Source organism: Enterobacter mori (genome assembly GCF_025244905.1).
Classification (GTDB): domain Bacteria; phylum Pseudomonadota; class Gammaproteobacteria; order Enterobacterales; family Enterobacteriaceae; genus Enterobacter; species Enterobacter mori_A.
The window spans coordinates 3,411,914-3,436,262 of sequence record NZ_CP104285.1 but is presented as its reverse complement, the minus strand read 5'-3'; the positions used below and the strand labels follow the sequence as shown (position 1 = coordinate 3,436,262).

Annotated in this window: 20 protein-coding genes; 17 read left to right on the top strand and 3 right to left on the bottom strand. The window is 56.3% G+C overall.

Annotated elements, in window-relative coordinates; all coding sequences use genetic code 11:
• The first annotated feature begins 1 nt into the window (after position 1).
• From pbpC to N2K86_RS16080, 15 genes are all read left to right on the top strand, one after another.
• Positions 2 to 2,329, top strand: a complete 2,328-nt coding sequence (gene pbpC / locus N2K86_RS16150; RefSeq protein ID WP_260659281.1) for a peptidoglycan glycosyltransferase PbpC — start codon at positions 2 to 4, stop codon at positions 2,327 to 2,329.
• Positions 2,330 to 2,415: 86 nt separating this feature from the next.
• A complete protein-coding gene (locus tag N2K86_RS16145; protein ID WP_313771634.1) occupies positions 2,416 to 4,794 on the top strand; it encodes a DMSO/selenate family reductase complex A subunit in 2,379 nt (792 codons plus the stop codon).
• Positions 4,791 to 5,420, top strand: coding sequence for a DMSO/selenate family reductase complex B subunit (locus N2K86_RS16140; protein ID WP_260659279.1), 630 nt, complete (start codon positions 4,791 to 4,793; stop codon positions 5,418 to 5,420). The genes N2K86_RS16145 and N2K86_RS16140 overlap by 4 nt, the downstream gene beginning before the upstream one ends.
• Positions 5,413 to 6,201 carry a dimethyl sulfoxide reductase anchor subunit family protein gene (locus N2K86_RS16135; RefSeq protein WP_260659278.1) on the top strand — a complete coding sequence of 263 codons (789 nt, stop codon included), beginning with the start codon at positions 5,413 to 5,415 and terminating at the stop codon, positions 6,199 to 6,201. Before N2K86_RS16140 ends, N2K86_RS16135 begins: the two co-directional genes overlap by 8 nt.
• Positions 6,201 to 7,076: a 4Fe-4S binding protein gene (locus N2K86_RS16130; RefSeq protein WP_260659277.1), complete on the top strand. Its 876-nt coding sequence runs from the start codon at positions 6,201 to 6,203 to the stop codon at positions 7,074 to 7,076. Before N2K86_RS16135 ends, N2K86_RS16130 begins: the two co-directional genes overlap by 1 nt.
• A gap of 121 nt (positions 7,077 to 7,197) precedes the next feature.
• The gene (gene ndk / locus N2K86_RS16125) at positions 7,198 to 7,629 is read left to right on the top strand and encodes a nucleoside-diphosphate kinase (RefSeq protein ID WP_010433958.1); all 432 of its coding nucleotides are present in this window, start codon (positions 7,198 to 7,200) and stop codon (positions 7,627 to 7,629) included.
• Positions 7,630 to 7,776: 147 nt separating this feature from the next.
• Entirely contained in the window at positions 7,777 to 8,943 is a 1,167-nt protein-coding gene (locus N2K86_RS16120; RefSeq protein ID WP_089597809.1) for a bifunctional tRNA (adenosine(37)-C2)-methyltransferase TrmG/ribosomal RNA large subunit methyltransferase RlmN, read from the top strand.
• Between the two features lie 293 nt (positions 8,944 to 9,236).
• Positions 9,237 to 10,235: a cytoskeleton protein RodZ gene (gene rodZ, locus N2K86_RS16115; protein ID WP_260659276.1), complete on the top strand. Its 999-nt coding sequence runs from the start codon at positions 9,237 to 9,239 to the stop codon at positions 10,233 to 10,235.
• Positions 10,236 to 10,261: 26 nt separating this feature from the next.
• Positions 10,262 to 11,380 carry a flavodoxin-dependent (E)-4-hydroxy-3-methylbut-2-enyl-diphosphate synthase gene (ispG, locus tag N2K86_RS16110; RefSeq protein ID WP_008502138.1) on the top strand — a complete coding sequence of 373 codons (1,119 nt, stop codon included), beginning with the start codon at positions 10,262 to 10,264 and terminating at the stop codon, positions 11,378 to 11,380.
• Positions 11,381 to 11,460: 80 nt separating this feature from the next.
• Positions 11,461 to 12,735 carry a histidine--tRNA ligase gene (hisS, locus tag N2K86_RS16105; protein ID WP_108416723.1) on the top strand — a complete coding sequence of 425 codons (1,275 nt, stop codon included), beginning with the start codon at positions 11,461 to 11,463 and terminating at the stop codon, positions 12,733 to 12,735.
• Between the two features lie 13 nt (positions 12,736 to 12,748).
• Positions 12,749 to 13,369 (top strand): YfgM family protein, encoded by a 621-nt coding sequence (locus N2K86_RS16100; RefSeq protein WP_260659275.1) that lies wholly within the window; start codon positions 12,749 to 12,751, stop codon positions 13,367 to 13,369.
• A 10-nt stretch (positions 13,370 to 13,379) separates the two neighbouring features.
• Positions 13,380 to 14,558 carry an outer membrane protein assembly factor BamB gene (bamB, locus tag N2K86_RS16095; RefSeq protein WP_010433943.1) on the top strand — a complete coding sequence of 393 codons (1,179 nt, stop codon included), beginning with the start codon at positions 13,380 to 13,382 and terminating at the stop codon, positions 14,556 to 14,558.
• A 112-nt stretch (positions 14,559 to 14,670) separates the two neighbouring features.
• Positions 14,671 to 16,143: a ribosome biogenesis GTPase Der gene (gene der, locus N2K86_RS16090; protein WP_260659274.1), complete on the top strand. Its 1,473-nt coding sequence runs from the start codon at positions 14,671 to 14,673 to the stop codon at positions 16,141 to 16,143.
• Positions 16,144 to 16,442: 299 nt separating this feature from the next.
• On the top strand, positions 16,443 to 17,984 hold the full coding sequence (locus tag N2K86_RS16085) for a peptide MFS transporter (RefSeq protein ID WP_260659273.1): 1,542 nt from the start codon (positions 16,443 to 16,445) through the stop codon (positions 17,982 to 17,984).
• A 58-nt stretch (positions 17,985 to 18,042) separates the two neighbouring features.
• Positions 18,043 to 18,258: a zinc ribbon domain-containing protein gene (locus tag N2K86_RS16080; RefSeq protein WP_260659272.1), complete on the top strand. Its 216-nt coding sequence runs from the start codon at positions 18,043 to 18,045 to the stop codon at positions 18,256 to 18,258.
• A 2-nt stretch (positions 18,259 to 18,260) separates the two neighbouring features.
• On the opposite strand, the gene N2K86_RS16075 is transcribed toward N2K86_RS16080, so the two are convergent.
• From N2K86_RS16075 to xseA, 3 genes are read right to left on the bottom strand one after another with little or no spacing between them, the layout of a single operon-like run.
• The gene (locus tag N2K86_RS16075; RefSeq protein WP_006811517.1) at positions 18,261 to 18,611 is read right to left on the bottom strand and encodes a protealysin inhibitor emfourin; all 351 of its coding nucleotides are present in this window, start codon (positions 18,609 to 18,611) and stop codon (positions 18,261 to 18,263) included.
• Positions 18,612 to 19,631: a M4 family metallopeptidase gene (locus N2K86_RS16070; protein ID WP_260659271.1), complete on the bottom strand. Its 1,020-nt coding sequence runs from the start codon at positions 19,629 to 19,631 to the stop codon at positions 18,612 to 18,614.
• A gap of 58 nt (positions 19,632 to 19,689) precedes the next feature.
• Complete coding sequence (gene xseA / locus N2K86_RS16065) at positions 19,690 to 21,063, bottom strand: exodeoxyribonuclease VII large subunit (protein WP_260659270.1); 1,374 nt, start codon at positions 21,061 to 21,063, stop codon at positions 19,690 to 19,692.
• 158 nt (positions 21,064 to 21,221) lie between these two features.
• Here xseA and guaB point away from each other — a divergent pair, with 158 nt between their 5' ends.
• Positions 21,222 to 22,688 (top strand): IMP dehydrogenase, encoded by a 1,467-nt coding sequence (guaB, locus tag N2K86_RS16060; RefSeq protein ID WP_010433923.1) that lies wholly within the window; start codon positions 21,222 to 21,224, stop codon positions 22,686 to 22,688.
• 69 nt (positions 22,689 to 22,757) lie between these two features.
• Positions 22,758 to 24,335, top strand: coding sequence for a glutamine-hydrolyzing GMP synthase (gene guaA, locus N2K86_RS16055; RefSeq protein ID WP_260659269.1), 1,578 nt, complete (start codon positions 22,758 to 22,760; stop codon positions 24,333 to 24,335).
• Positions 24,336 to 24,349 lie beyond the last annotated feature (14 nt).

The following is a 24,349-nucleotide window of genomic DNA, read 5'->3' as shown; positions in this document are numbered from 1 at the left end:
TATGCAGATAGCTCGTCTGACACGCTCCCGCTGGCTTTGGCTGGCGGGAGCGCTTCTCGTTTTATGGGGGCTGATTATCGTCGCCGACCGCCTGTGGCCGTTGCCTCTGAAAGAGGTTAACCCCGCGCGTGTTGTGGTGGATGAGAAGGGCATACCGCTCTGGCGTTTCGCCGACAGTGAAGGTATCTGGCGCTACCCGGTTACCATCGAAGAGGTTTCTCCGCGCTACCTTGAGGCCCTGATCCAGTATGAAGATCGCTGGTTCTGGGAACATCCGGGCGTAAACCCGCTCTCTGTTCTGCGCGCCGCCTGGCAGGATCTCAGTTCCGGCAAAGTTGTCTCAGGCGGCAGCACGCTCACCATGCAGGTGGCGCGTCTGCTGGACCCGCACCCGCGTACCTTTGGCGGCAAAGTTCGCCAGCTCTGGCGGGCGATGCAGCTGGAGTGGCATCTTTCCAAGCGCGAGATCCTCACCCTCTATCTCAACCGCGCCCCCTTTGGCGGTACGCTACAGGGCGTTGGGGCTGCAAGCTGGACTTATCTCGGCAAACCGCCATCGCAGCTCAGCTATTCCGAAGCGGCGCTGCTGGCGGTGCTGCCGCAGGCACCCAGCCGCTTACGTCCGGACCGCTGGCCTGAACGGGCTGAAGCGGCGCGCAACAAAGTCCTCGACCGCATGGTGACGCAGGGCGTTTGGTCCGCGAAGCAGGTCAAAGAATCGCGGGAAGAATCGGTGTGGCTGGCTCCCCGACAGATGCCGCAGCTGGCACCGCTCTTTGCGCGCATGATGCTCGGCAAAAGCCGCGACACGAAAATAGTCACCACGCTGGATGCCCGGCTACAGCGGCAGCTGGAAGAGCTGGCGATGAACTGGAAGTCCCGACTTCCTGCGCGTAGCTCGCTGGCGATGATCGTCGTTGATCATACGGATATGAAAGTGCGCGGCTGGGTCGGATCGGTGGATATTAACGATGACAGTCGTTTCAGCCACGTGGATATGGTCAATGCGATCCGATCCCCGGGATCGGTGTTAAAGCCCTTTATCTACGGTATGGCGCTGGACGATGGCCTGATCCATCCCGCCTCGCTGCTCCAGGACGTTCCCAGAAAAACCGGTGATTATCGCCCTGGGAATTTTGACAGCGGGTTCCACGGACCGGTCAGCATGAGTGAAGCGCTGGTGCGCTCCCTCAACTTGCCCGCAGTACAGGTTCTGGAAGCCTACGGGCCAAAACGGTTTGCCGGGATGCTCAGTAACGCGGGCTTGCCGCTGATCCTGCCCGCTGGGGCGCAGCCAAATCTCTCCCTGATCCTCGGCGGGGCAGGCGCACGGCTGGCGGATATTGCCGCGGCCTACAGCGCCTTTGCCCGACACGGTAAAGCGGGAAGGCTGCGCCTGCAGCCAGGCGATCCTCTGACTGAACGTCCGCTGTTGTCACCAGGTTCGGCGTGGATTATTCGCCGTATTCTGGCCAATGAAGCGCAGCCGCTACCGGATAATGCGCTACCGCAGGTTGCGCCTCTGGCGTGGAAAACCGGCACCAGCTACGGCTACCGCGATGCCTGGGCCATCGGTCTGAATGCTCGTTACGTGATAGGCATCTGGACCGGACGACCGGACGGCACGCCCGTGGCGGGACAGTTTGGGTTTGCCAGCGCGGTTCCGCTGTTAAATCAGGTCAATAACCTGCTTCAGTCGCGCTCAACGGTAGACGAAGCCCGCCTGCCGCGCGATCCGCGTCCGGTGAGCGTCGGGCGGGGCGTGATCTGCTGGCCGGGCGGGCAGTCGCTGCCAGAAGGCAGCGAAAACTGTCGACGTCGCCTGTCGACCTGGCTGCTCGAAGGCAGTGAACCGCCCACGCTGCTCCTGCCCGAACAGGAAGGCATACGCGGTATTCGCTTCCCGGTCTGGCTGGATAAAACGGGCAAACGCGTGGCCGCAGATTGCCCGGATGCTACAGAAAAAGTCCTGGATGTCTGGCCGCTGCCGCTGGAGCCGTGGCTGCCCGCTGCGGAAAAAAGAGCGGCGCGGCTCCCGGCAGCATCAACGGTTTGCCCGCCTCTGGATAACAGCAATATCGCGCCGCTTATGCTGTCAGGGGTCAGGGAGGGGGCCGTCATCAAGCGTCTTCCGGGTGAGACAACAATAACGCTTTCTCTCTCAACCAGCGGTGGAGAAGGGCAGCGATGGTGGTTTTTAAATGGCGAACCTTTAGAGGGGCATTATTATAAATATTCACTGAAATTATATTTGCCAGGGGAATATCAATTAATAGTAATGGATGAAACAGGCCAAATAGCGACGGTGAATTTCGAAATGGCTTATTAAAATAAGCCAGAAGGGTTGGCTTGATAATTATCAATGTTCGGTTCTGAAAAAAAACGAGAATGCGTTTTTATTTGAAGGAACGAGCAATGAAAAAAAATAAGAAGCTGAGAGAGAGTCTTAATCCCACTCTCTCCCGGCGTCACTTTATTCAGGCTGGATCCGCGCTCGCCGCTCTGCCGTTTGTGGTAAAAGCCGGAAAAGCGCAGACGACAACAGTGCCTGCGGCAGTGGACGCACCCGAAGAAAAAGTCATTCAAACCTGTAGCACCTTTGACTGTGGCGGGAAATGCGATATTCGGGCGCACGTCAGCGACGGTGTGGTCACACGAATCTCCACCCGTCCGGATAATGAACTGGATCTTCAGATGCCGGTGATGCGCGCCTGCGTTCGTGGACGCTCGTATCGGAAATTTGTTTATCATCCCGATCGGCTTAAATATCCAATGAAACGCGTGGGTAAACGTGGCGAAGGAAAATTCGAGCGTATTACCTGGGATGAAGCCACAACGCTTATTGCGAATCAATTAAAAACCATTACGCAAAAATACGGTGCGTCCTCGCGCTATGTGCATGTTGGCACGGCCGTTTCTGGAGGAACGTTCTCCGGCGATAAAATGGTTCGTCGTCTGCTGAATTTAACCGGCGGCTATCTCGAAAGCTATCACTCGGTCAGTATGGGCAACACCGCAGCGGCAACGCCCTATACCTACGGCACCGCCGCCAGCGGCAGCTCGCTGGACACGCTGCTGGACACCAAACTGGTCATCCTCTGGGGACATAACCCGACGGAAACGATTTTTGGGCACAGCAACTACTTCTTCCAGAAAATGAAGCAAAACGGTACCCGCTTTATTGTTGTCGACCCACGCTATTCCGATACGGTGTCCTCGCTTGCCGACCAGTGGATCCCGCTGCTTCCCTCAACGGACAATGCCCTGATGGACGCGATGATGTACGTGATCGTCACGGAGAACCTGCACGATCGCGACTTTATTCAGCGCTATACCCTGGGCTTTGACGAAGACGCCATGCCAGAAGGTGTTCCGGCCAATGAATCCCTGGTGGCTTACCTGAACGGTGCAAAAGATGGCGTGGAGAAAACGCCGGAGTGGGCAGAGAAAATCACCCACGTGCCTGCACAGACCATTCGTCAGCTGGCGCGCGATTATGCCACGACGACGCCCGCTGCGCTGATCCAGGGCTGGGGGCCGCAGCGTCATAACTGCGGCGAGCGCACCGCGCGCGGCTCGACGTTACTGGCCACGCTAACGGGTAACGTCGGGGTGAAAGGCGGCTGGGCGGCAGGCTATGGCGGCTGCGCAAACCGCAAATTTGCGGCCGGGCCAGAGATGCCGGACAACCCGGTCAAAGCCAAAATTTCGGTGATGAACTGGGTGCAGGCCGCCGACGATGCCTCTAAGGTAACCGCGGAAGTCGGCCTGAAGGATGCCGAAAAGCTGGACAGCAATATCCGCATCCTCTTCTCGCTGGCGGGCAATTATCTGGCTAACCAGAATCCGGATCTTCATCAGGCAACCCGTGTCCTGGAAGACGAGTCGAAAATCGAGTTTATCGTCGCAAGCGATCTGTTTATGACGCCGAGCGCCAGATACGCCGACCTGCTTTTGCCGGAAACCAGCTTCATGGAACGCTGGAATATCGGCGAAACCTGGGGCACGGCAAGCTATCTGATCCTGTCTGAAAAGCTGATTGAACCTGAATTTGAACGCCGTTCAGACTACGACTGGCTGCGGGAGGTCGCTGCTAAGCTTGACGTCGAACCGGCATTCAGCGAAGGCCGTGACGAAAAGGCGTGGATAGAGCACATCTGGGAGCAGACGCGGCTGTCCATGCCGGATGAGAACCTGCCGGACTTCGCGACGCTACAGAAGACGCGTCAGCACCTGTTCAAAAGTGCGCCGTTCGTCGCCTTTGAAGACAATATTCGCGATCCGCAAAATCATCCGTTCCCGACGCCGTCCGGAAAAATTGAGATCTTCTCAAAGCGTCTGTACGACATGCAGCACCCGGAAATTCCGGCGCTGTCGCACTACGTGCCTGCCCATGAAGGGCCGGAAGACGAGCTGGCGAAAACATTCCCGCTCCAGCTGATCACCTGGAAAGGGAAAAACCGCGCCAACTCTACCCAGTACGCCAACCCGTGGTTAATTGAGGCGCAGCAGCAAAAGCTGTGGATTAACCCTCAGGACGCGCAGAAGCGCGGCATTGCACAGGGGGATACCGTGCGTATTCATAACGCGCGCGGCATCTGTGAGATCCCCGCGGAGGTGACGCCGCGCATTATTCCGGGTGTTGTAGCCATGCAGGCGGGCGCCTGGTGGCAGCCGGACGAGCGGGGGGTGGATAAAGGCGGCTGCGCGAACGTGCTCAGCTCGGCCCGCATTACCGCGCTGGCGAAAGGGAATTCACATCAAACCATGCTGGTGGAGGTAGCAAAAGCATGAGTAAGTTCAAGCACTACGCGCCGGTGAGCGACAAACAGCTGGGCTTTTATATCGACTCATCACGCTGCTCGGGCTGTAAGGCCTGCCAGGTGGCATGCAAAGATAAAAACAACCTTGAGGTCGGACGTCGTTTCCGTCGCGTGTACGAAGTCAACGGCGGGAATTTCATCCCAACCGGGCAGGGCGGCGTCAGCAACAACGTGTTTGCCTACACGCTCTCTATTTCCTGTAACCACTGTGCAGATCCCATCTGCACTAAAAACTGTCCGACCACGGCGATGCACAAGCGGCCGGGAGACGGCATTGTGCGCGTTGATACAGATAAGTGCGTCGGCTGCGGCTACTGCGCATGGTCATGCCCTTACGGCGCGCCACAGCTCAACGAGCAAACCGGGCAGATGTCAAAATGCGATTTCTGCGTGGATCTCCAGGCGAAGGGGGAGCAGCCTGTCTGTGTGGCAACCTGTCCACTCGAAGCAATTAAGTTCGGGCCGATTGATGAACTGCGGGCGAAGTATGGTGCGGTCTGTGACGTGAAAGGCTTGCCTGATTCTTCCATCACAAAACCGAATCTGGTGATCAAAGCGCATCAGGGTGCAGAGAAAGAGGGGAAACGTCATGCATGAGTTACCGCTGCTGATTTTTACGCTGTTCCTGCAGGGCTCGGTAGGCGTGACGCTCTGGCTGGCGTTCGGTGGGGCGCATGCTTCGCAACGTAGCGCGCTTCTGCCTGCTGCCGGGGCGTTTGTGCTCGCAAGCCTCGGGTTGCTCGCCTCGGCGCTGCACATGGGCTATCCGCTAAATGCTCTCAACGCGCTACGCCACGTCTCCAGCTCCTGGCTGAGCCGTGAGGTTATCTTTGCCAGCCTTTACCTGGCGGCGCTGGGTCTCGCGACGCTGCTGATGTTCGCCAAAAAGCCAGGCTGGAGGCTGCTTCTGGCGATGGCGGGCTTTGTCGGGTTGGTGGATGTGTTCTGCATGGCGCAGATCTACATGCATGCGTCCGTGGTTACGTGGCAGCATATCAACACGCTGGTGCTGTTTATCGGCTCGGTGGGGATTATCGGTTCAGCCTGCATGGCGGTTGGGATGCGTTCCCAGGCTACTCTGCGTGCGGCGGTGGTCATTATCACGCTGCTGGTGCTTGTGCGTCTGGTGATGCAGCCCGTCTGGCTGGCCGACATCGCTGCTATGGACAACACTGTGGTGACCTTCCCTCACGCGCCATTACAGATGCTGGAAAAATTACGCACCATGCATCTGCTGAGCTGGTGTGTGTCTGTTGTCGGCATGCTTTGCTTTGCTGCGGGAGGGTTAAAAGCGGCGCGAGGCACGATGCTGCTGGGCAGCGCCTTGCTGATTGCGGGTGAGCTGATGCTGCGCTTCGTTTTCTTCAGTATTGGCTGATGGGCGGATTGACGTTTGCCCCGGCGATGGACGTGACGCATGCGTGCGTCCGTCACCGTTTTCGCCACGCTTCCTGTTGCACCTGCGCAGACGTTTGTCCTGCTCAGGCTTTTTCTTTTACGGACGCAGATATCTCGATTGATGAGAGCCGCTGTATTGAATGCGGTAACTGCCTGTTTGTCTGCCCCACTGAGGCCATCACCGGCATCACGCCGCGAAAACGCTTTCTGTGTGGCGATACGCTTGTTGGGCCTTTTACTGATCGTGCGCCAGGAGTGAATGAGCTGCTGCTCTGGCACGCGCAGCACCATGCTCGTTTTATCAGTATCGACGTGGAGCAGTACCCTGACTGGCTGCTGGCGATTGCCCGGCTTAATCTTGTGCTTCGTCGACGCGGTGAAGCGGCATGGGCGTTTAAACTTACACCCGTCAACGAGATTAATATCGCCCGCCGTGCGCTGATACACGTTCCCCGTGAGGATGTCCGGATCTGTAGCGTCGTGCCCGGTCAACGTGAACTGCGCAGGGCGTTTTCTGGGTTTAGCGAGGCAGAGATAGCTCTCGATGCCGAATCCTGCGTATTGTGCGGCGCGTGCTGGCGGAGTTGTACGGAAAACGCGATTCGGTTTGAGAACGCTGAACTGGTCGTGGAAACCGGAAATTGCACCGGCTGCGGCGGCTGCGAAGCAGTATGCCAGCATGCGGCGATAAAAGTGACGCAAACAGAAGGGACGGCGAAAAACGTGGCCATACTGGCATATGAAGCCATTTGCCTGACGTGCCACCGTCATTTCTGGTCATTTACGCCGGATGAAAAGCTGTGTCCGCTCTGTTTTCACCATCAACACGACATGAGAAACCCGGACTGTTGCTAATCTTCGTCTCATTTTAAAAAAATGTTATGCGGAACCATAGGCAATGGCGCTATTGCTCATTATAATCCGCGCCACACCATACTCAGGTATGCAAAACAACAGAACATTGACAGAGGTTATCATGGCTATTGAACGTACTTTTTCCATCATCAAACCAAACGCGGTGGCAAAAAACGTTATTGGCAGCATCTTCGCTCGCTTTGAATCAGCAGGGTTTAAGATCGTTGGTACTAAAATGCTGCACCTGACCGTTGAACAGGCTCGTGGTTTCTACGCTGAGCACGAAGGTCGCCCATTCTTTGACGGCCTGGTAGAGTTCATGACCTCCGGCCCAATCGTGGTATCCGTACTGGAAGGCGAAAACGCTGTTCAGCGTCACCGCGATCTGCTGGGTGCAACCAACCCGGACAACGCGCTGGCGGGTACGCTGCGCGCTGATTACGCAGACAGCTTCACCGAGAACGGCACCCACGGTTCTGATTCCGTTGAATCTGCTGCGCGTGAAATCGCATTCTTCTTCGCAGAAGGCGAAGTGTGCGCTCGCACTCGTTAATATTTTCGTAAATGCCGCGTGCAAACGTGGCATCCCTGCGTCAGACTTTGTACAATGCAACGCCCCGGACGAGCAGACTGCTTTCCGGGGCGTTTCTTTTCAACCCTCCATGGGCCATAACGTGTAACAACGAGGCCGGATAAAATTATGTCTGAATTAGTGAATACCTCCGAAGTCGCCATTCCTGCGGTTCCAAATAAAAATGGAAAAATCAACCTGCTGGATCTGAACCGTCAGCAGATGCGCGAGTTCTTCAAAGATATGGGTGAGAAGCCGTTTCGTGCCGATCAGGTGATGAAATGGATGTACCACTATTGCAGCGACAACTTTGATGACATGACAGACATCAACAAGGTCCTGCGCAATAAGCTCAAAGAAGTGGCTGAAATCCGCGCACCGGAAGTGGTGGAAGAGCAGCGCTCGTCTGATGGCACCATCAAATGGGCGATTGCCGTCGGCGATCAGCGCGTTGAGACTGTCTATATTCCGGAAGATGACCGCGCCACGCTGTGCGTCTCTTCTCAGGTAGGATGTGCGCTGGAGTGCAAATTCTGCTCTACCGCGCAGCAAGGCTTTAACCGTAACCTGCGCGTGTCTGAAATTATCGGTCAGGTGTGGCGCGCGGCGAAAATCGTGGGTGCAGCGAAAGTGACCGGTACCCGCCCAATCACCAACGTGGTGATGATGGGGATGGGAGAGCCACTGCTGAACCTGACCAACGTGGTTCCGGCGATGGAAATCATGCTCGACGACTTCGGTTTTGGTCTGTCCAAACGCCGCGTCACGCTGTCTACTTCGGGCGTTGTGCCTGCACTGGACAAGCTGGGCGACATGATTGACGTTGCGCTGGCTATCTCCCTTCACGCGCCAAACGATGCGATCCGTGACGAAATTGTGCCGATCAACAAAAAGTACAATATCGAAACCTTCCTGGCTGGCGTGCGCCGCTACCTGGAGAAATCGAATGCCAACCAGGGCCGCGTCACCATCGAGTACGTGATGCTTGATCACGTCAACGACGGTACCGAGCATGCGCATGAGCTGGCAGAATTGCTGAAAGATACGCCGTGCAAGATTAACCTGATCCCATGGAACCCGTTCCCGGGCGCGCCTTATGGCCGTAGCTCGAACAGCCGTATCGATCGTTTCTCGAAAGTGCTGATGGAGTACGGATTCACCACCATCGTGCGTAAAACGCGTGGTGATGATATCGATGCAGCATGCGGACAGTTGGCGGGTGATGTGATTGACCGTACCAAACGGACGCTGCGTAAACGCATGCAGGGCGAGACAATCGCGGTCAAAGCTGTTTGATTATTATGCAGTCACGGCGCATGATCTGCGCCGTGAAGCATAATCTGACTGAATAATCAGTCAGATTCGTGATGTTTGATTAATAATTACGGTGCGTTTCATATGACTTTCGGGCAGTATGTAACGACGTAACAACAGTTTAGCCAGGCGGGCAGAGCTGCACTGTCATCTACCGGCTGACAGTCTTATACTGTCTGTTCAAGGTTAACTGACCAGAATTTTCGCGGTGCGGGTGGCATTGTGACTCACCGGCACCTGAACCCTTATTTTTCACGTACCAGTAGTTGTAGCGAATGAATACTGAAGCCACTCACGACCAAAATGAAGCACTCTCCACTGGCGTTCGTCTTCGCAACGCCCGTGAACAACTCGGACTCAGCCAGCAAGCTGTTGCAGAACGCTTGTGCCTGAAGGTTTCCACGGTTCGCGATATTGAAGAAGATAAGGCGCCTGCCGATCTGGCTTCAACATTTCTGCGCGGTTATATCCGCTCTTACGCAAAACTGGTGCATATCCCCGAAGAAGAATTACTGCCGATGATGGAGAAGCAGGCACCGGTCCGTGCAGCAAAAGTTGCGCCGATGCAGACCTTCTCTTTAGGGAAACGCCGTAAAAAACGTGATGGCTGGCTGATGAGCTTTACCTGGCTGGTGCTGTTTGTGGTGGTTGGTCTGACCGGTGCGTGGTGGTGGCAAAACCACAAGGCGCAGCAGGAAGAGATCACCACCATGGCCGATCAGTCTTCTGCCGAGCTTAATCAATCCGGTAATGACAATGCACAGAGCGTGCCGTTGAATACAGATAGCGCGGCACCGTCCAGCGAGCCGCAAACAGCAGCGACCGATACCGCTCAGGCTCCAGCCTCCCCGTCTGACACCGCATCAGCCACGCAGGCGCAGGATCAGAACGCGGTTGTGTCTCCTTCACAGGCCAATGTGGATACCGCCCCTGCGGCGACGGCGTCAGCGGATAATACTGCTGCGGCGCCACTGCCTACCGACCCGGCAGCCACTGCGACACCGGCTGTCGATCCTAACGCGCTGGTGATGAATTTTACCGCGGATTGTTGGCTGGAAGTGACTGACGCAACAGGCAAAAAGCTGTTCAGCGGCCTGCAGCGTAAAGATGGCACATTAAACCTAACGGGTCAGGCACCTTACAAACTTAAAATCGGCGCTCCGGCAGCGGTACAGATCCAGTATCAAGGAAAACCTGTCGACCTGAGCCGCTTTATCAGAACTAACCAGGTTGCGCGTCTTACCGTTAATGCCGAACAATCAGCAGCACAGTAACAGACGGGCAACGCGGGAGATTTTTCATGCATAACCAGGCTCCGATTCAACGTAGAAAATCGAAACGGATTTACGTTGGGAATGTGCCAATCGGGGACGGGGCACCCATCGCCGTCCAGTCGATGACCAATACGCGCACCACGGATGTGGAAGCAACGGTCAATCAGATCAAAGCATTAGAACGTGTAGGCGCGGACATTGTTCGCGTCTCCGTCCCGACGATGGATGCTGCCGAAGCGTTCAAACTTATCAAGCAGCAGGTCAGCGTTCCGCTGGTGGCTGATATTCACTTCGACTACCGCATTGCACTGAAAGTCGCTGAATATGGCGTCGACTGCCTGCGTATTAACCCAGGTAACATCGGTAACGAAGAGCGTATCCGCATGGTAGTGGACTGCGCCCGCGATAAAAATATTCCTATCCGCATCGGCGTTAACGCCGGTTCCCTGGAAAAAGATCTGCAGGAAAAATACGGTGAGCCAACGCCGCAGGCGCTGCTCGAATCCGCCATGCGTCACGTCGATCATCTCGATCGTCTTAACTTCGATCAGTTCAAAGTCAGCGTAAAAGCGTCCGACGTGTTCCTTGCTGTAGAGTCTTATCGCCTGCTGGCAAAGCAGATCGACCAGCCTCTGCACCTCGGGATCACCGAAGCGGGCGGCCTGCGCAGCGGTTCTGTGAAGTCTGCGATCGGTCTGGGTCTACTGCTCTCTGAAGGGATCGGCGATACGCTGCGCGTCTCGCTGGCGGCCGATCCGGTGGAAGAGATCAAAGTCGGTTTCGATATCCTGAAGTCACTGCGCATTCGCGCGCGTGGGATCAACTTCATTGCCTGCCCAACCTGCTCACGTCAGGAGTTCGACGTGATTGGTACGGTGAATGCGCTGGAGCAGCGCCTGGAAGACATCATTACCCCGATGGACGTTTCCATCATCGGCTGCGTGGTGAACGGTCCGGGTGAAGCGCTGGTGTCAACACTGGGCGTGACCGGCGGTAACAAGAAAAGTGGTCTCTATGAAGATGGCGTTCGTAAAGATCGTCTGGATAATAGTGACATGATCGACCAGCTCGAAGCACGCATTCGTGCCAAAGCCGCCATGATGGACGAGACGCAACGCATCAACGTTCAGCAGGTTGAAAAATAACGTGATGGGAAGCCGCGAGCTTCCCATGTATGATTGAACCCATTCTTTGGGTTTTTTTTGTATATAGAAAGAGAATAAACGTGGCAAAAAACATTCAAGCCATCCGCGGCATGAACGATTATCTGCCTGGCGAAACCGCCATCTGGCAGCGCATTGAAGGCACACTGAAACAGGTGCTCGGCAGCTACGGTTACAGCGAAATCCGTTTGCCGATTGTAGAGCAGACCCCGTTATTCAAACGCGCGATTGGTGAAGTCACCGACGTGGTTGAAAAAGAGATGTATACCTTTGAGGACCGCAACGGCGACAGTCTGACCCTGCGTCCGGAAGGTACGGCGGGCTGCGTACGCGCCGGCATCGAACATGGTCTTCTGTACAATCAGGAGCAGCGTCTGTGGTATATCGGCCCGATGTTCCGCCACGAACGTCCGCAGAAAGGTCGTTATCGCCAGTTTAATCAGCTGGGTGTGGAAGTCTTTGGTCTGCAGGGCCCGGACATTGACGCCGAACTGATTATGCTGACCGCCCGCTGGTGGCGCGCCCTCGGTATCGCCGAGCACGTTTCCCTTGAGCTGAACTCTATCGGTTCTCTGGAAGCTCGCGCTAATTACCGCGATGCGCTGGTGGCGTTCCTGGAACAGCATAAAGAGAAGCTGGACGAAGACTGCAAACGTCGCATGTACAGCAACCCGCTGCGCGTTCTGGATTCGAAGAACGCGGACGTTCAGGCACTGCTGAACGATGCGCCTGCGCTGGGTGACTACCTGGATGAAGAATCTCGCGAACACTTCGCGGGCCTGTGCAAGCTGCTTGAAGCGGCAGGCATTGCCTATACCGTGAACCAGCGCCTGGTGCGCGGTCTGGACTACTACAACCGCACCGTGTTTGAGTGGGTAACTACCAGCCTCGGTTCGCAGGGTACCGTATGTGCGGGCGGCCGTTATGATGGTCTGGTTGAGCAATTGGGTGGCCGTGCAGCGCCTGCTGTTGGCTTCGCGATGGGTCTTGAGCGACTTGTTTTGCTGGTTCAGGCAGTTAATCCGGAATTTAAAGCAGATTCCGTTGTCGATATATACCTGGTGGCCTCAGGTGCGGATACGCAGTCTGCGGCGATGCAGCTTGCCGAACGCGTGCGCGATGCGCTGCCGGGCGTTAAGCTGATGACCAACCATGGCGGCGGCAACTTCAAAAAACAGTTTGCTCGTGCCGATAAGTGGGGCGCAAGTATTGCACTGGTGCTGGGCGAGTCCGAAGTGGCTAACGGCGAAGTGGTAGTGAAAGACCTGCGCTCTGGTGAGCAAACAACGGTAACGCAGGACGGCGTTGCGGCGCACTTGCGCACTCTATTGGGCTAAGGAGAAAGACTGCGTGGAAATGTACGAGAACGAACACGACCAGGTCGACGCGATTAAACGCTTCTTTGCTGAAAATGGCAAAGCATTGGTTGTTGGGGTTATTTTGGGTGTCGGTGCGCTGGTAGGCTGGCGCTACTGGAACAACCATCAGGCTGATGCCGCTCGCGGTTCGTCTTTGAGCTACGAAAACACCGTTAGCGCAATTCGTGCCGATCAGCCGCAAACGCTGACGGCTGCGGAGAAATTTGCGGCTGACAACAAAAACACCTACGGCGCGCTGACTGCGCTGGAAGTGGCTCAGCAGTACGTTGATAAAAACGAACTGGACAAAGCCGCTGCACAACTGTCACAGGGTCTTGCTGCTGCAAGCGATGAAAACCTGAAAGCAGTGATCAACCTGCGTCTGGCACGTATCCAGGTTCAGCAGAAAAAAGCCGATGACGCGCTGAAAACGCTCGATACCATCAAAGGCGACGGTTTTGCTGCCATCGTTGCTGATTTGCGCGGTGAAGCACTGCTGAGCAAAGGTGACAAAGCGGGCGCGCGTAAAGCGTGGCAAGCTGGCGTAGAGAGCAAAGCTTCACCTGCGCTGAGCGAAATGATGCAGATGAAAATAAATAATTTGTCCGTCTGAGAGGGACCCGATGCAATTGCGTAAATTACTTCTGCCAGGACTGCTTTCTGTTACGTTATTGAGTGGTTGTTCACTGTTCAGTGGCGAAGAAGATGTTGTAAAAATGTCCCCGCTGCCAACGGTTGAAAACCAGTTTACCCCATCCACCGCGTGGGACGTCTCCGTGGGCAGTGGGATTGGCGATTTCTACTCCAACCTGCATCCGGCGTATGCGGACAGCGTTGTCTATGCCGCTGACCGTAAAGGTACCGTAAAAGCGGTAAACGCCGATGACGGGAAAGAAGTCTGGTCCGTTAACCTGGCGGAAAAAGACGGTTGGTTCTCACGTAAACCTGCGCTGCTTTCCGGCGGCCTGACCGTCGCTGGCGGTCACGTTTACGTGGGAAGCGAAAAAGCGCAGGTTTATGCGCTGAACACCAGCGACGGTTCTGTTGCATGGCAAACGACCGTTGCCGGTGAGTCTCTGTCTCGTCCTGTGGTGAGTGATGGTCTGGTGCTGATCCATACCAGCAACGGCCAACTGCAGGCGCTGAACGAAGCGGACGGCCTGGTGAAATGGACCGTTAACCTGGATATGCCAGCGCTGTCTCTGCGTGGAGAATCCGCCCCGGCGACGGCTTTCGGTGCTGCGATTGTTGGCGGTGATAACGGCCGTGTGAGCGCGGTACTGATGCAGCAGGGCCAGATGATTTGGCAGCAGCGTATCTCCCAGGCGACCGGTTCAACAGAAATCGACCGTCTGAGCGACGTGGACACCACCCCGGTCATTGTTGACGGTGTTGTTTATACGCTGGCGTATAACGGCAACCTGACCGCGCTGGATCTGCGCAGCGGCCAGATCATGTGGAAACGTGAGCTGGGATCCGTGAATGACTTCATCGTTGACGGTAACCGCATCTATATGGTTGACCAGAACGATCGCCTGCTGGCGCTGAGCACTGAAGGCGGCGTGACGCTGTGGACGCAGAGCGATCTGCTGCACCGCCTGCTGACCGCGCCAGCCCTGTACAACGGCAGCCTGGTGGTCGGTGACAGCGAAGGGTATATGCACTGGATTGATCCAGAAAACGGTCGCTTTGTTGCACAGCAAAAAGTTGACGGTTCTGGTTTCCTGACCGATCCGGTAGTAGCTGACGGCAAACTGCTGATTCAGGCAAAAGACGGCACGCTGTACGCGATCACGCGTTAATTACCCGGCGGTTGTAGTATACTAAACGGCTCCTGTTCACTCAGGAGCCGTTTTGACATTTTTAAAAACGCCGCAAAAGCGACGTTTATTTGAATTTTATGAGGCTTCAAACATGGTACCTGTGGTCGCGCTTGTCGGGCGCCCTAACGTTGGAAAATCCACTCTTTTTAACCGTTTAACACGCACCCGTGATGCGCTGGTTGCGGATTTTCCGGGGCTGACGCGTGACCGTAAGTACGGTCGTGCAGAGGTGGAAGGACGCGAGTTCATCTGTATCGATACCGGTGGTATCGACGGCACAGAAGACGGCGTTGAAACCCGCATGGCGGAACAGTCTCTGCTGGCGATTGAAGAAGCAGACGTGGTGCTGTTCATGGTGGATGCGCGCGCTGGCCTGATGCCTGCAGACTCCGCTATTGCCAAACACCTGCGTTCACGCGAAAAGCCGACTTTCCTGGTGGCGAACAAAACTGACGGTATTGATGCCGATCAGGCCGTTGCGGATTTCTGGTCTTTAGGCCTGGGGGATATCTACCCGATTGCGGCATCACATGGCCGTGGCGTCACCAGCCTGCTGGAAACCGTGCTACTGCCATGGGTTGACGAAGTGAACCCGCCGGAAGAAGTGGACGAAGACGCTGAGTATTGGGCGCAGTTTGAAGAAGCTGAAGAAGGCGAAGAAGAGCCTGAAGACACCTTCAACCCGCAGGATCTTCCGATCAAGCTGGCTATTGTCGGTCGTCCAAACGTAGGTAAGTCTACGCTTACTAACCGTATTCTGGGTGAAGAGCGCGTCGTGGTTTACGACATGCCGGGCACCACCCGTGACAGTATCTACATCCCGATGCAGCGCGATGAACGTGAGTTTGTCCTCATCGACACCGCGGGCGTGCGTAAGCGTGGGAAAATCACCGATGTGGTGGAAAAGTTCTCCGTTATCAAAACGCTGCAGGCGATTGAAGATGCCAACGTGGTGCTGCTGGTCATCGACGCGCGTGAAGGTATCTCCGACCAGGATCTCTCTCTGCTCGGCTTTATCCTCAATAGTGGGCGCTCACTGGTTATCGTGGTCAACAAGTGGGATGGCCTGAGCAACGAAGTGCGCGAGCAGGTGAAAGAGACCCTCGACTTCCGTCTGGGCTTTATCGACTTTGCGCGCGTGCACTTTATCTCTGCGCTGCACGGTAGCGGCGTGGGTAACCTGTTCGAATCCGTTCGCGAAGCCTACGACAGCTCTACCCGTCGTCAGAGCACCGCGATGCTGACGCGCATCATGAATATGGCTGCAGAAGACCATCAGCCGCCGCTGGTGCGCGGTCGTCGCGTGAAGCTGAAATATGCTCACGCCGGTGGTTATAACCCGCCAATCGTGGTGATCCACGGCAACCAGGTGAAAGACCTGCCGGATTCCTACAAACGCTATCTGATGAACTACTTCCGCAAATCGCTGGACGTGATGGGCACGCCTATCCGTATCCAGTTCAAGGAAGGGGAAAACCCGTTCGCCAACAAGCGTAATACACTGACGCCGAACCAGATGCGTAAGCGCAAGCGTTTGATTAAGCACATTAAGAAAAGCAAATAAACATTGCCGATCTCACTAAAACCCGCCTCTGTCGCGGGTTTTTTTTCGCGCTTTCACAGCGATTGCTAACCCTGTGTGAAGTCAATCACTATTCACTTCCAACCATCTTTAAATCCAGAAAAGTAGACAATCATCGAATTTTCGTCTTAAAGTCCGGGGTCCAGTACTGGACAAAACTAGCGTCTGGTTATCAAATGGTTAACTAATTTTTCGCCACATGTAAAAAATCGGTCGGATACGTAACTGACCGGCGTACTTGCTGGTGTTTACAAGCACGACACATACCTTTCGGGAGAATTATGCAATCCTCTGTTAATCCAAAAGAGAGCCGAACGTTCTTCGGCCATCCGTATCCACTCGGTTCACTGTTCTTCACCGAGATGTGGGAACGTTTTTCTTTTTACGGCATTCGCCCGCTACTGATCCTGTTTATGGCGGCGACCGTTTATGACGGCGGCATGGGGCTGGCGCGTGAAAACGCCTCGGCGATTGTGGGTATCTTTGCCGGTACCATGTACCTGGCCGCGCTGCCGGGTGGCTGGTTGGCCGATAACTGGCTCGGTCAGCAGAGAGCCGTCTGGTACGGTTCGATCCTGATTGCGCTCGGTCACCTGTCGATTGCGCTCTCGGCAATCATGGGCGACAACCTGTTCTTTATCGGCCTGATGTTCATCGTGCTGGGCTCTGGGCTGTTCAAGACCTGTATCTCGGTGATGGTCGGCACGCTGTATAAAAAAGGCGATGCGCGTCGTGACGGCGGTTTCTCGCTGTTCTATATGGGCATCAACATGGGCTCGTTTATCGCACCGCTGATTTCCGGCTGGCTGATTAAAACTCACGGCTGGCACTGGGGCTTTGGTATCGGCGGGATCGGGATGCTGGTGGCGCTGATTATTTTCCGCGTGTTTGCCGTTCCGGCAATGAAACGCTATGACAGCGAAGTCGGTCTCGACTCCACCTGGAACAGCCCGGTAGTGAAGCGCAATGGCGTGGGCGCATGGCTGGTAGCGCTGGCCGTCGGCGTGGCAGTTATCGTGACGCTGATCGCGCAGGGCGTGATTGTGATTAACCCGGTGGCAGTTGCCAGCGTGCTGGTCTACGTGATTGCAGCGTCCGTTGCGCTGTACTTTATCTACCTGTTCATTTTCGCGGGTCTGAATCGCAAAGAGCGTGCCCGACTGCTGGTTTGCTTTATCCTTCTGGTCTCCGCCGCGTTCTTCTGGTCTGCGTTTGAGCAAAAGCCAACGTCGTTCAACCTGTTTGCCAACGACTACACTAACCGCATGATCGGCGATTTTGAAATTCCGGCGGTGTGGTTCCAGTCGATCAACGCCCTGTTTATTATCCTGCTGGCCCCGGTGTTCAGCTGGGCATGGCCGAAGCTCGCGAGCATGAACATTCGCCCGAGCAGCATCACCAAGTTTGTTATTGGTATTCTGTGTGCCGCGGCAGGCTTTGGCCTGATGATGCTGGCCGCACAGAATGTGCTGAACAACGGTGGGGCGGGCGTATCGCCGTTCTGGCTGGTGGGCAGTATCCTGATGCTGACGCTCGGCGAACTGTGTCTCAGCCCGATTGGCCTGGCGACCATGACGCTGCTGGCGCCGGAGAGAATGCGCGGTCAGATGATGGGGCTGTGGTTCTGCGCCAGTGCGCTGGGTAACCTGGCAGCGGGCCTGATTGGCGGCCACGTGAAGGCCGACCAGCTGGATATGCTGCCGGATCTCTTTGCGCGCTGCTCCATCGCGCTATTGATTTGTGCCGCTGTACTGATCGTTCTCATTGTCCCGGTGCGCCGCATGCTGGAAAATGCGCAAACTAAACCGGCTACGGAAGCCTGATACTATTCAGCCTGCCGGGGCAGTTATCCTGTCCCGGCCCAACTTAACAGGAGAGAGCATGTCGATTACCTGTCCGGACTGCCACGCAGAGCTTGAGCCGCAAAACGGTATCGCGCACTGCGACAGCTGCAATAAAGATATTCCCCTCGAAGCACGCTGTCCTGACTGCCACCAGCCGCTTCAGGTACTCAAGGCCTGCGGCGCGGTGGATTATTTCTGCCAGAACGGCCACGGTCTTATCTCTAAAAAACGCGTGGAGTTTGTTCGGGCCTAAGGTTAATCGCACACGCAGCCTTCCCCTTTCTGCCACAGTTCGACCAGCGACTCGGGCGCTTCCTGCTCGGGCACCAGCACGATGATATCGGCGTAGTGCGCCTGATTTTGCCCGGTCCAGATAATCTGGATACGGAAATAGCGCTGGTCGCCGCTGCCGGGTGAAGAGGCCTGTCCTGGCGGCTGGCCGCGTGGAAAAGCCTGCTCCAGGATGCTCACCAGGCGCTGGCGCTGGGCCTCATTGAGCGAGGAGAGCGCGATGGTGCGCTGTCCGCTCAGCTTAGGAATAAAAGCGACGCCGCCTTCCCGGGCCAGCTCAACCACGGCGTCATCCGTCAGTTCCGGAACCTGCATTTACAACACTCCCACCTGTTCCCAGGCTTGTTTAATGGCCGCACCAGCGTCGCCACCGGAGCGTTTCTCTCCGTGCGCTATCGTCAGTTTTGCGAAGGCCTCAAAATCCGCATCCTGCGCCAGATTGCGATCGCAAACCGTGTCGTACCAGGCATAACCCGCTTTTTCCCAGGCGTAGCCGCCGATCGCCGTCGCGGCCAGATAAAATGCCCGGTTGGGGATGCCGGAGTTCAGATGCACGCCGCCGTTGTCCTCGCGCGTTTTAATGAAATCTTTCATGTGCGCAGGCTGCGGGTCTTTGCCCAGCAGAGGATCGTCATAGGCGGTGCCGGGTTCAGACATCGAGCGTAGCCCTTTGCCGTTGATCCCTTTCGCCAGCAGCCCTTCGCCAATGAGCCAGTCAGCGTTATCGGCGGTTTGCTTCAGATGGTATTGCTTCACCAGCGAGCCAAATACGTCCGACAGCGACTCGTTCAGCGCGCCCGACTGCTCAAAGTAGATAAGCCCGGCCTCGGCCTCGGTCACGCCGTGGCTCAGCTCGTGCGCTACCACGTCAATGGCGATGGTAAAGCGGTTAAATATTTCCCCGTCGCCGTCGCCGAAAACCATCTGCTGACCGTTCCAGAAGGCGTTCTGATATTCCCGGCCATAGTGAACGGTGCCGGTCAAAATAAGCCCTTTATTATCGAGCGAATCACGCTGATATTCTTTCCAGAAGAAATCATGAGTAATACCCAAATAATCGTAGGCTTCATCCACCGCCACATCGCCGTTTGAAGGCTGGCCTTCGTAACGCACCTGCGTACCCGGCAGCTCCTGGGTCTGCTTCGCGTCGTAAATATCGCGCTCCAGCTGTCCGGCTTTATTCACGTGCGGCGCGGCAGGTTTGCCCGGCATATGGGCCATCAGCGTCTGGACATGGGTTAAAGTCTGACGGGCATAGCGCTGCTGCGGCTCGGAACCGCTTTCGATAATACGACGAAGAATATAAGGGGGAATAACGCTATGAAGATGGGGCATGCTGCTCTCCTTATTAAAAAAGGGAATAGCAGCAGTATAGTAAGTAACCGGCGAAGAATTATCCGGTTTTACGCTGACGGGTCTTTTTCACCGGTTTAATTGATTTCACTTCGCTTTCTACCCAGCCATCGGAAAGACGCGTCGTCAGCACATCGCCGGTATTCACCTGTTTGGTTTGCTTCAGCACCTGGCCGTCCGTCGCCGTCGTCACGCTATAGCCGCGCGCCAGCGTGGAGAGGGGGCTGACCGCTTCAAGATGGGTCACGGCATTGCCAAAGCGTTCGCGGGTGGTGCTTAGTCGGGCGCGGACAGTCTCCGCCAGACGATACTCCAGCTGCTGGATCCGCGTTTGCGCACGATAAATTTTAGGCTGCGGGTTCTGCTGGTTCAGGCGCTGCGTCACGCGCTGCTGGCGCGATACCGCGCGCTTAAGCTGCGCGTCCACCGCAACGCTCATGCGCTGACGCAGACGTTCCAGCACGGTCTGCTGACGCGCCAGGCGCAGCTGCGGGTGCTGCTGCTGCAAGCGGTGATGAAGCTGAGTAAAGCGGCGGGTCCGGTTGGCGAGGAAGTAATCCATCGCCATCTCAAGACGCTGCTGTCCGTTCTGAATCTGACGCAGCAATTCCAACTGGTTGCGGCTGACCACTTCTGCCGCCGCGGACGGCGTAGGCGCGCGCAGATCCGCGACAAAATCGGCAATCGTCACGTCCGTTTCGTGGCCGACGGCGCTCACCACAGGGATAAGGCTTGCAAAGATTGCCCGCGCCACGCGCTCGTCGTTAAAACTCCACAGGTCTTCCAGCGAGCCGCCACCGCGCCCGACGATTAATACGTCACATTCCTGACGGGCGTTAGCCAGCTCAATGGCGCGAACTATCTGCCCTGGCGCATCATCACCCTGAACGGCGGTCGGGTAGATGATGACGGGCAGGGAAGGGTCGCGACGCTTAAGCACGTGTAAAATATCGTGCAGCGCTGCACCGGTTTTCGAAGTGATCACCCCAACGCAGTGGGCGGGTGAGGGCAGCGGTTTTTTGAACTGCTGGTCGAACAAACCTTCCTCAGAGAGTTTGGTTTTAAGCTGTTCGTACTTCTGCTGCAGCAGACCTTCGCCCGCAGGCTGCATGCTCTCGACGATAATCTGATAGTCGCCGCGCGGCTCATACAGGGTGATATTGGCGCGAACCAGAACCTGCTGCCCGTGCTGAGGGCGGAACGTCACGCGGCGGTTGCTGTTGCGGAACATCGCGCAGCGCACCTGGGCGGTGTCGTCTTTTAAGGTAAAGTACCAGTGTCCGGAGGAGGGCTGCGTGAAGTTAGAGATTTCACCGCTGATCCAGACCTGCCCCATTTCCTGCTCAAGCAGCAAACGCACCGTCTGATTCAGGCGGCTGACAGTATAAATTGAGGGGGATTGAGAGGATAACATGTGAGCGGGATCAAATTCTAAATCAGCAAGTTATTCAGTCGATAGTAACCTGCTGAGAGGCGATCGCAAGCATTTTTTCAAAAAAGTGTAGATGCAATCGGTTACGCTCTGTATAATGCCACGGCAATATTTAACCACCCAGGTCAGAGATATTGCCCATGCTACGTATCGCTAAAGAAGCACTGACGTTTGACGACGTCCTCCTCGTTCCCGCTCACTCCACCGTTCTGCCGAATACTGCCGATCTCAGCACGCAGTTGACGAAAACCATTCGCCTGAACATTCCTATGCTCTCTGCGGCAATGGACACCGTGACTGAAGCGCGCCTGGCTATCGCCCTGGCACAGGAAGGTGGCATTGGCTTTATTCACAAAAACATGTCTATCGAACGTCAGGCAGAAGAAGTTCGCCGCGTGAAGAAACATGAATCCGGCATCGTGTCTGACCCACAGACCGTTCTGCCAACCACCACGCTGCACGAAGTGAAAGCTCTGACCGAACGTAACGGCTTTGCCGGTTACCCGGTTGTGACCGAAGAGAACGAACTGGTCGGTATTATTACCGGTCGTGACGTGCGTTTCGTGACTGACCTGAACCAGCCTGTCAGCGTTTACATGACGCCAAAAGAGCGTCTGGTCACCGTTCGCGAAGGTGAAACCCGCGACGTGGTGCTGGCAAAAATGCACGAAAAACGCGTTGAAAAAGCGCTGGTTGTTGACAGCAGCTTCCACCTGCGCGGCATGATCACCGTTAAAGATTTCCAGAAAGCAGAACGTAAGCCTAACGCCTGTAAAGACGAGCATGGCCGTCTGCGCGTCGGCGCTGCGGTTGGCGCAGGTGCGGGTAACGAAGAGCGCGTTGACGCACTGGTTGCTGCGGGCGTTGACGTCCTACTGATTGACTCCTCTCACGGCCACTCCGAAGGCGTTCTGCAACGTATTCGTGATACCCGTGCCAAATACCCTGACCTGCAGATCATCGGCGGTAACGTTGCAACTGGCGCAGGCGCTCGCGCGCTGGCAGACGCTGGCTGCAGCGCGGTGAAAGTGGGTATCGGCCCTGGCTCTATCTGTACCACACGTATCGTGACCGGCGTGGGCGTTCCGCAGATCACCGCAGTGTCTGACGCGGTTGAAGCGCTGGAAGGCACCGGTATTCCAGTTATCGCTGACGGCGGTATCCGCTTCTCTGGCGACATCGCCAAAGCGATCGCTGCGGGCGCCGCTGCCGTGATGGTAGGCTCCATGCTGGCCGGTACCGAAGAATCCCCGGGCGAAATCGAACTCTTCCAGGGCCGTTCTTACAAATCTTACCGCGGCATGGGCTCCCTGGGCGCGATGTCCAAAGGTTCCTCTGACCGTTACTTCCAGACCGATAACGCCGCTGACAAACTGGTACCGGAAGGTATCGAAGGTCGCGTTGCCTATAAAGGCCGTCTGAAAGAGATCATTCACCAGCAGATGGGCGGCCTGCGCTCCTGTATGGGTCTGACCGGCTGTGGTACCATTGACCTGCTGCGTACTAAAGCGGAATTCGTACGCATCAGTGGTGCGGGTATCCAGGAGAGCCACGTTCACGACGTGACGATCACCAAAGAGTCCCCGAACTATCGTCTGGGCTCCTGATTTTTCTTCGCCCGACCTCGTGTCGGGCGATTTATTTAATCTGTTTCACTTGCCTCGGAATTAGCGTCAATGACGGAAAACATTCATAAACATCGCATTCTCATCCTGGACTTCGGTTCTCAGTACACTCAGCTGGTGGCGCGTCGCGTACGTGAACTGGGCGTTTACTGTGAGCTGTGGGCGTGGGATGTCACGGAAGCACAGATTCGCGAATTCAATCCAAGCGGCATCATCCTGTCCGGCGGCCCGGAAAGCACTACCGAAGAGAACAGCCCGCGCGCGCCGCAGTACGTGTTCGAAGCTGGCGTGCCGGTATTCGGCGTGTGCTACGGTATGCAGACCATGGCAATGCAGCTGGGCGGCCACGTAGAAGGCTCCAACGAGCGCGAGTTTGGCTACGCACAGGTAGAAGTTGTGACCGAGAGCGCGCTGGTGCGCGGTATCGAAGACTCCCTGACCGCAGACGGCAAGCCGCTGCTGGACGTGTGGATGAGCCACGGCGACAAAGTTACCGCCATCCCGTCTGACTTCGTGACCGTTGCCAGCACCGAAAGCTGCCCGTTCGCCATCATGGCGAACGAAGAAAAACGCTTCTACGGCGTGCAGTTCCACCCGGAAGTGACCCACACCCGTCAGGGTATGCGCATGCTGGAGCGCTTCGTGCGTGACATCTGCCAGTGTGAAGCTCTGTGGACTCCGGCAAAAATCATCGACGACGCCGTTGAGCGTATTCGCCAGCAGGTTGGCAATGACAAGGTGATCCTCGGCCTCTCCGGCGGCGTGGACTCCTCCGTGACCGCGATGCTGCTGCACCGCGCCATCGGCAAAAACCTGACCTGCGTGTTCGTGGACAACGGTCTGCTGCGTTTGAACGAAGCCCAGCAGGTTATGGACATGTTCGGCGACCACTTCGGTCTGAACATCGTTCACGTGGAAGGCGAGCAGCGCTTCCTGGACGCGCTGAAAGGCGAGAACGATCCGGAAGCGAAACGTAAGATCATCGGCCGCGTGTTTGTGGAAGTGTTCGACGAAGAAGCGCTGAAGCTGGAAGACGTAAAGTGGCTAGCGCAGGGCACCATCTACCCTGACGTGATCGAGTCTGCGGCTTCCGCAACCGGTAAAGCACACGTCATCAAATCTCACCACAACGTGGGCGGCCTGCCGAAAGAGATGAAGATGGGCCTGGTTGAACCGCTGCGCGAACTGTTCAAAGACGAAGTGCGTAAGATCGGTCTGGAACTGGGTCTGCCGTACGACATGCTCTACCGTCACCCGTTCCCGGGTCCGGGTCTGGGCGTGCGCGTGCTGGGCGAAGTGAAGAAAGAGTACTGCGACCTGCTGCGTCGCGCGGACGCTATCTTCATTGAAGAGCTGCACAAAGCTGACCTGTACAACAAGGTCAGCCAGGCGTTCACCGTGTTCCTGCCGGTTCGCTCCGTCGGCGTCATGGGCGATGGCCGCAAGTACGACTGGGTTGTCTCCCTGCGTGCGGTGGAAACCATCGACTTCATGACCGCGCACTGGGCGCACCTGCCGTATGACTTCTTAGGCCGCGTGTCTAACCGCATCATCAACGAAGTGAACGGTATTTCCCGCGTGGTGTATGACATCAGCGGTAAGCCACCGGCTACGATTGAGTGGGAGTAATTTCCCGCTGAATT

What these genes read in the sequence shown, in the direction of transcription:
- pbpC (WP_260659281.1), top strand. Translation starts at nt 2, where the DNA reads ATGCAGATAGCTCGTCTGACACGCTCCCGCTGGCTTTGGCTGGCGGGA.
- N2K86_RS16145 (WP_313771634.1), top strand. Translation starts at nt 2,416, where the DNA reads ATGAAAAAAAATAAGAAGCTGAGAGAGAGTCTTAATCCCACTCTCTCC.
- N2K86_RS16140 (WP_260659279.1), top strand. Translation starts at nt 4,791, where the DNA reads ATGAGTAAGTTCAAGCACTACGCGCCGGTGAGCGACAAACAGCTGGGC.
- N2K86_RS16135 (WP_260659278.1), top strand. Translation starts at nt 5,413, where the DNA reads ATGCATGAGTTACCGCTGCTGATTTTTACGCTGTTCCTGCAGGGCTCG.
- N2K86_RS16130 (WP_260659277.1), top strand. Translation starts at nt 6,201, where the DNA reads ATGGGCGGATTGACGTTTGCCCCGGCGATGGACGTGACGCATGCGTGC.
- ndk (WP_010433958.1), top strand. Translation starts at nt 7,198, where the DNA reads ATGGCTATTGAACGTACTTTTTCCATCATCAAACCAAACGCGGTGGCA.
- N2K86_RS16120 (WP_089597809.1), top strand. Translation starts at nt 7,777, where the DNA reads ATGTCTGAATTAGTGAATACCTCCGAAGTCGCCATTCCTGCGGTTCCA.
- rodZ (WP_260659276.1), top strand. Translation starts at nt 9,237, where the DNA reads ATGAATACTGAAGCCACTCACGACCAAAATGAAGCACTCTCCACTGGC.
- ispG (WP_008502138.1), top strand. Translation starts at nt 10,262, where the DNA reads ATGCATAACCAGGCTCCGATTCAACGTAGAAAATCGAAACGGATTTAC.
- bamB (WP_010433943.1), top strand. Translation starts at nt 13,380, where the DNA reads ATGCAATTGCGTAAATTACTTCTGCCAGGACTGCTTTCTGTTACGTTA.
- der (WP_260659274.1), top strand. Translation starts at nt 14,671, where the DNA reads ATGGTACCTGTGGTCGCGCTTGTCGGGCGCCCTAACGTTGGAAAATCC.
- N2K86_RS16085 (WP_260659273.1), top strand. Translation starts at nt 16,443, where the DNA reads ATGCAATCCTCTGTTAATCCAAAAGAGAGCCGAACGTTCTTCGGCCAT.
- N2K86_RS16080 (WP_260659272.1), top strand. Translation starts at nt 18,043, where the DNA reads ATGTCGATTACCTGTCCGGACTGCCACGCAGAGCTTGAGCCGCAAAAC.
- N2K86_RS16075 (WP_006811517.1), bottom strand. Translation starts at nt 18,611, where the DNA reads ATGCAGGTTCCGGAACTGACGGATGACGCCGTGGTTGAGCTGGCCCGG.
- N2K86_RS16070 (WP_260659271.1), bottom strand. Translation starts at nt 19,631, where the DNA reads ATGCCCCATCTTCATAGCGTTATTCCCCCTTATATTCTTCGTCGTATT.
- xseA (WP_260659270.1), bottom strand. Translation starts at nt 21,063, where the DNA reads ATGTTATCCTCTCAATCCCCCTCAATTTATACTGTCAGCCGCCTGAAT.
- guaB (WP_010433923.1), top strand. Translation starts at nt 21,222, where the DNA reads ATGCTACGTATCGCTAAAGAAGCACTGACGTTTGACGACGTCCTCCTC.
- guaA (WP_260659269.1), top strand. Translation starts at nt 22,758, where the DNA reads ATGACGGAAAACATTCATAAACATCGCATTCTCATCCTGGACTTCGGT.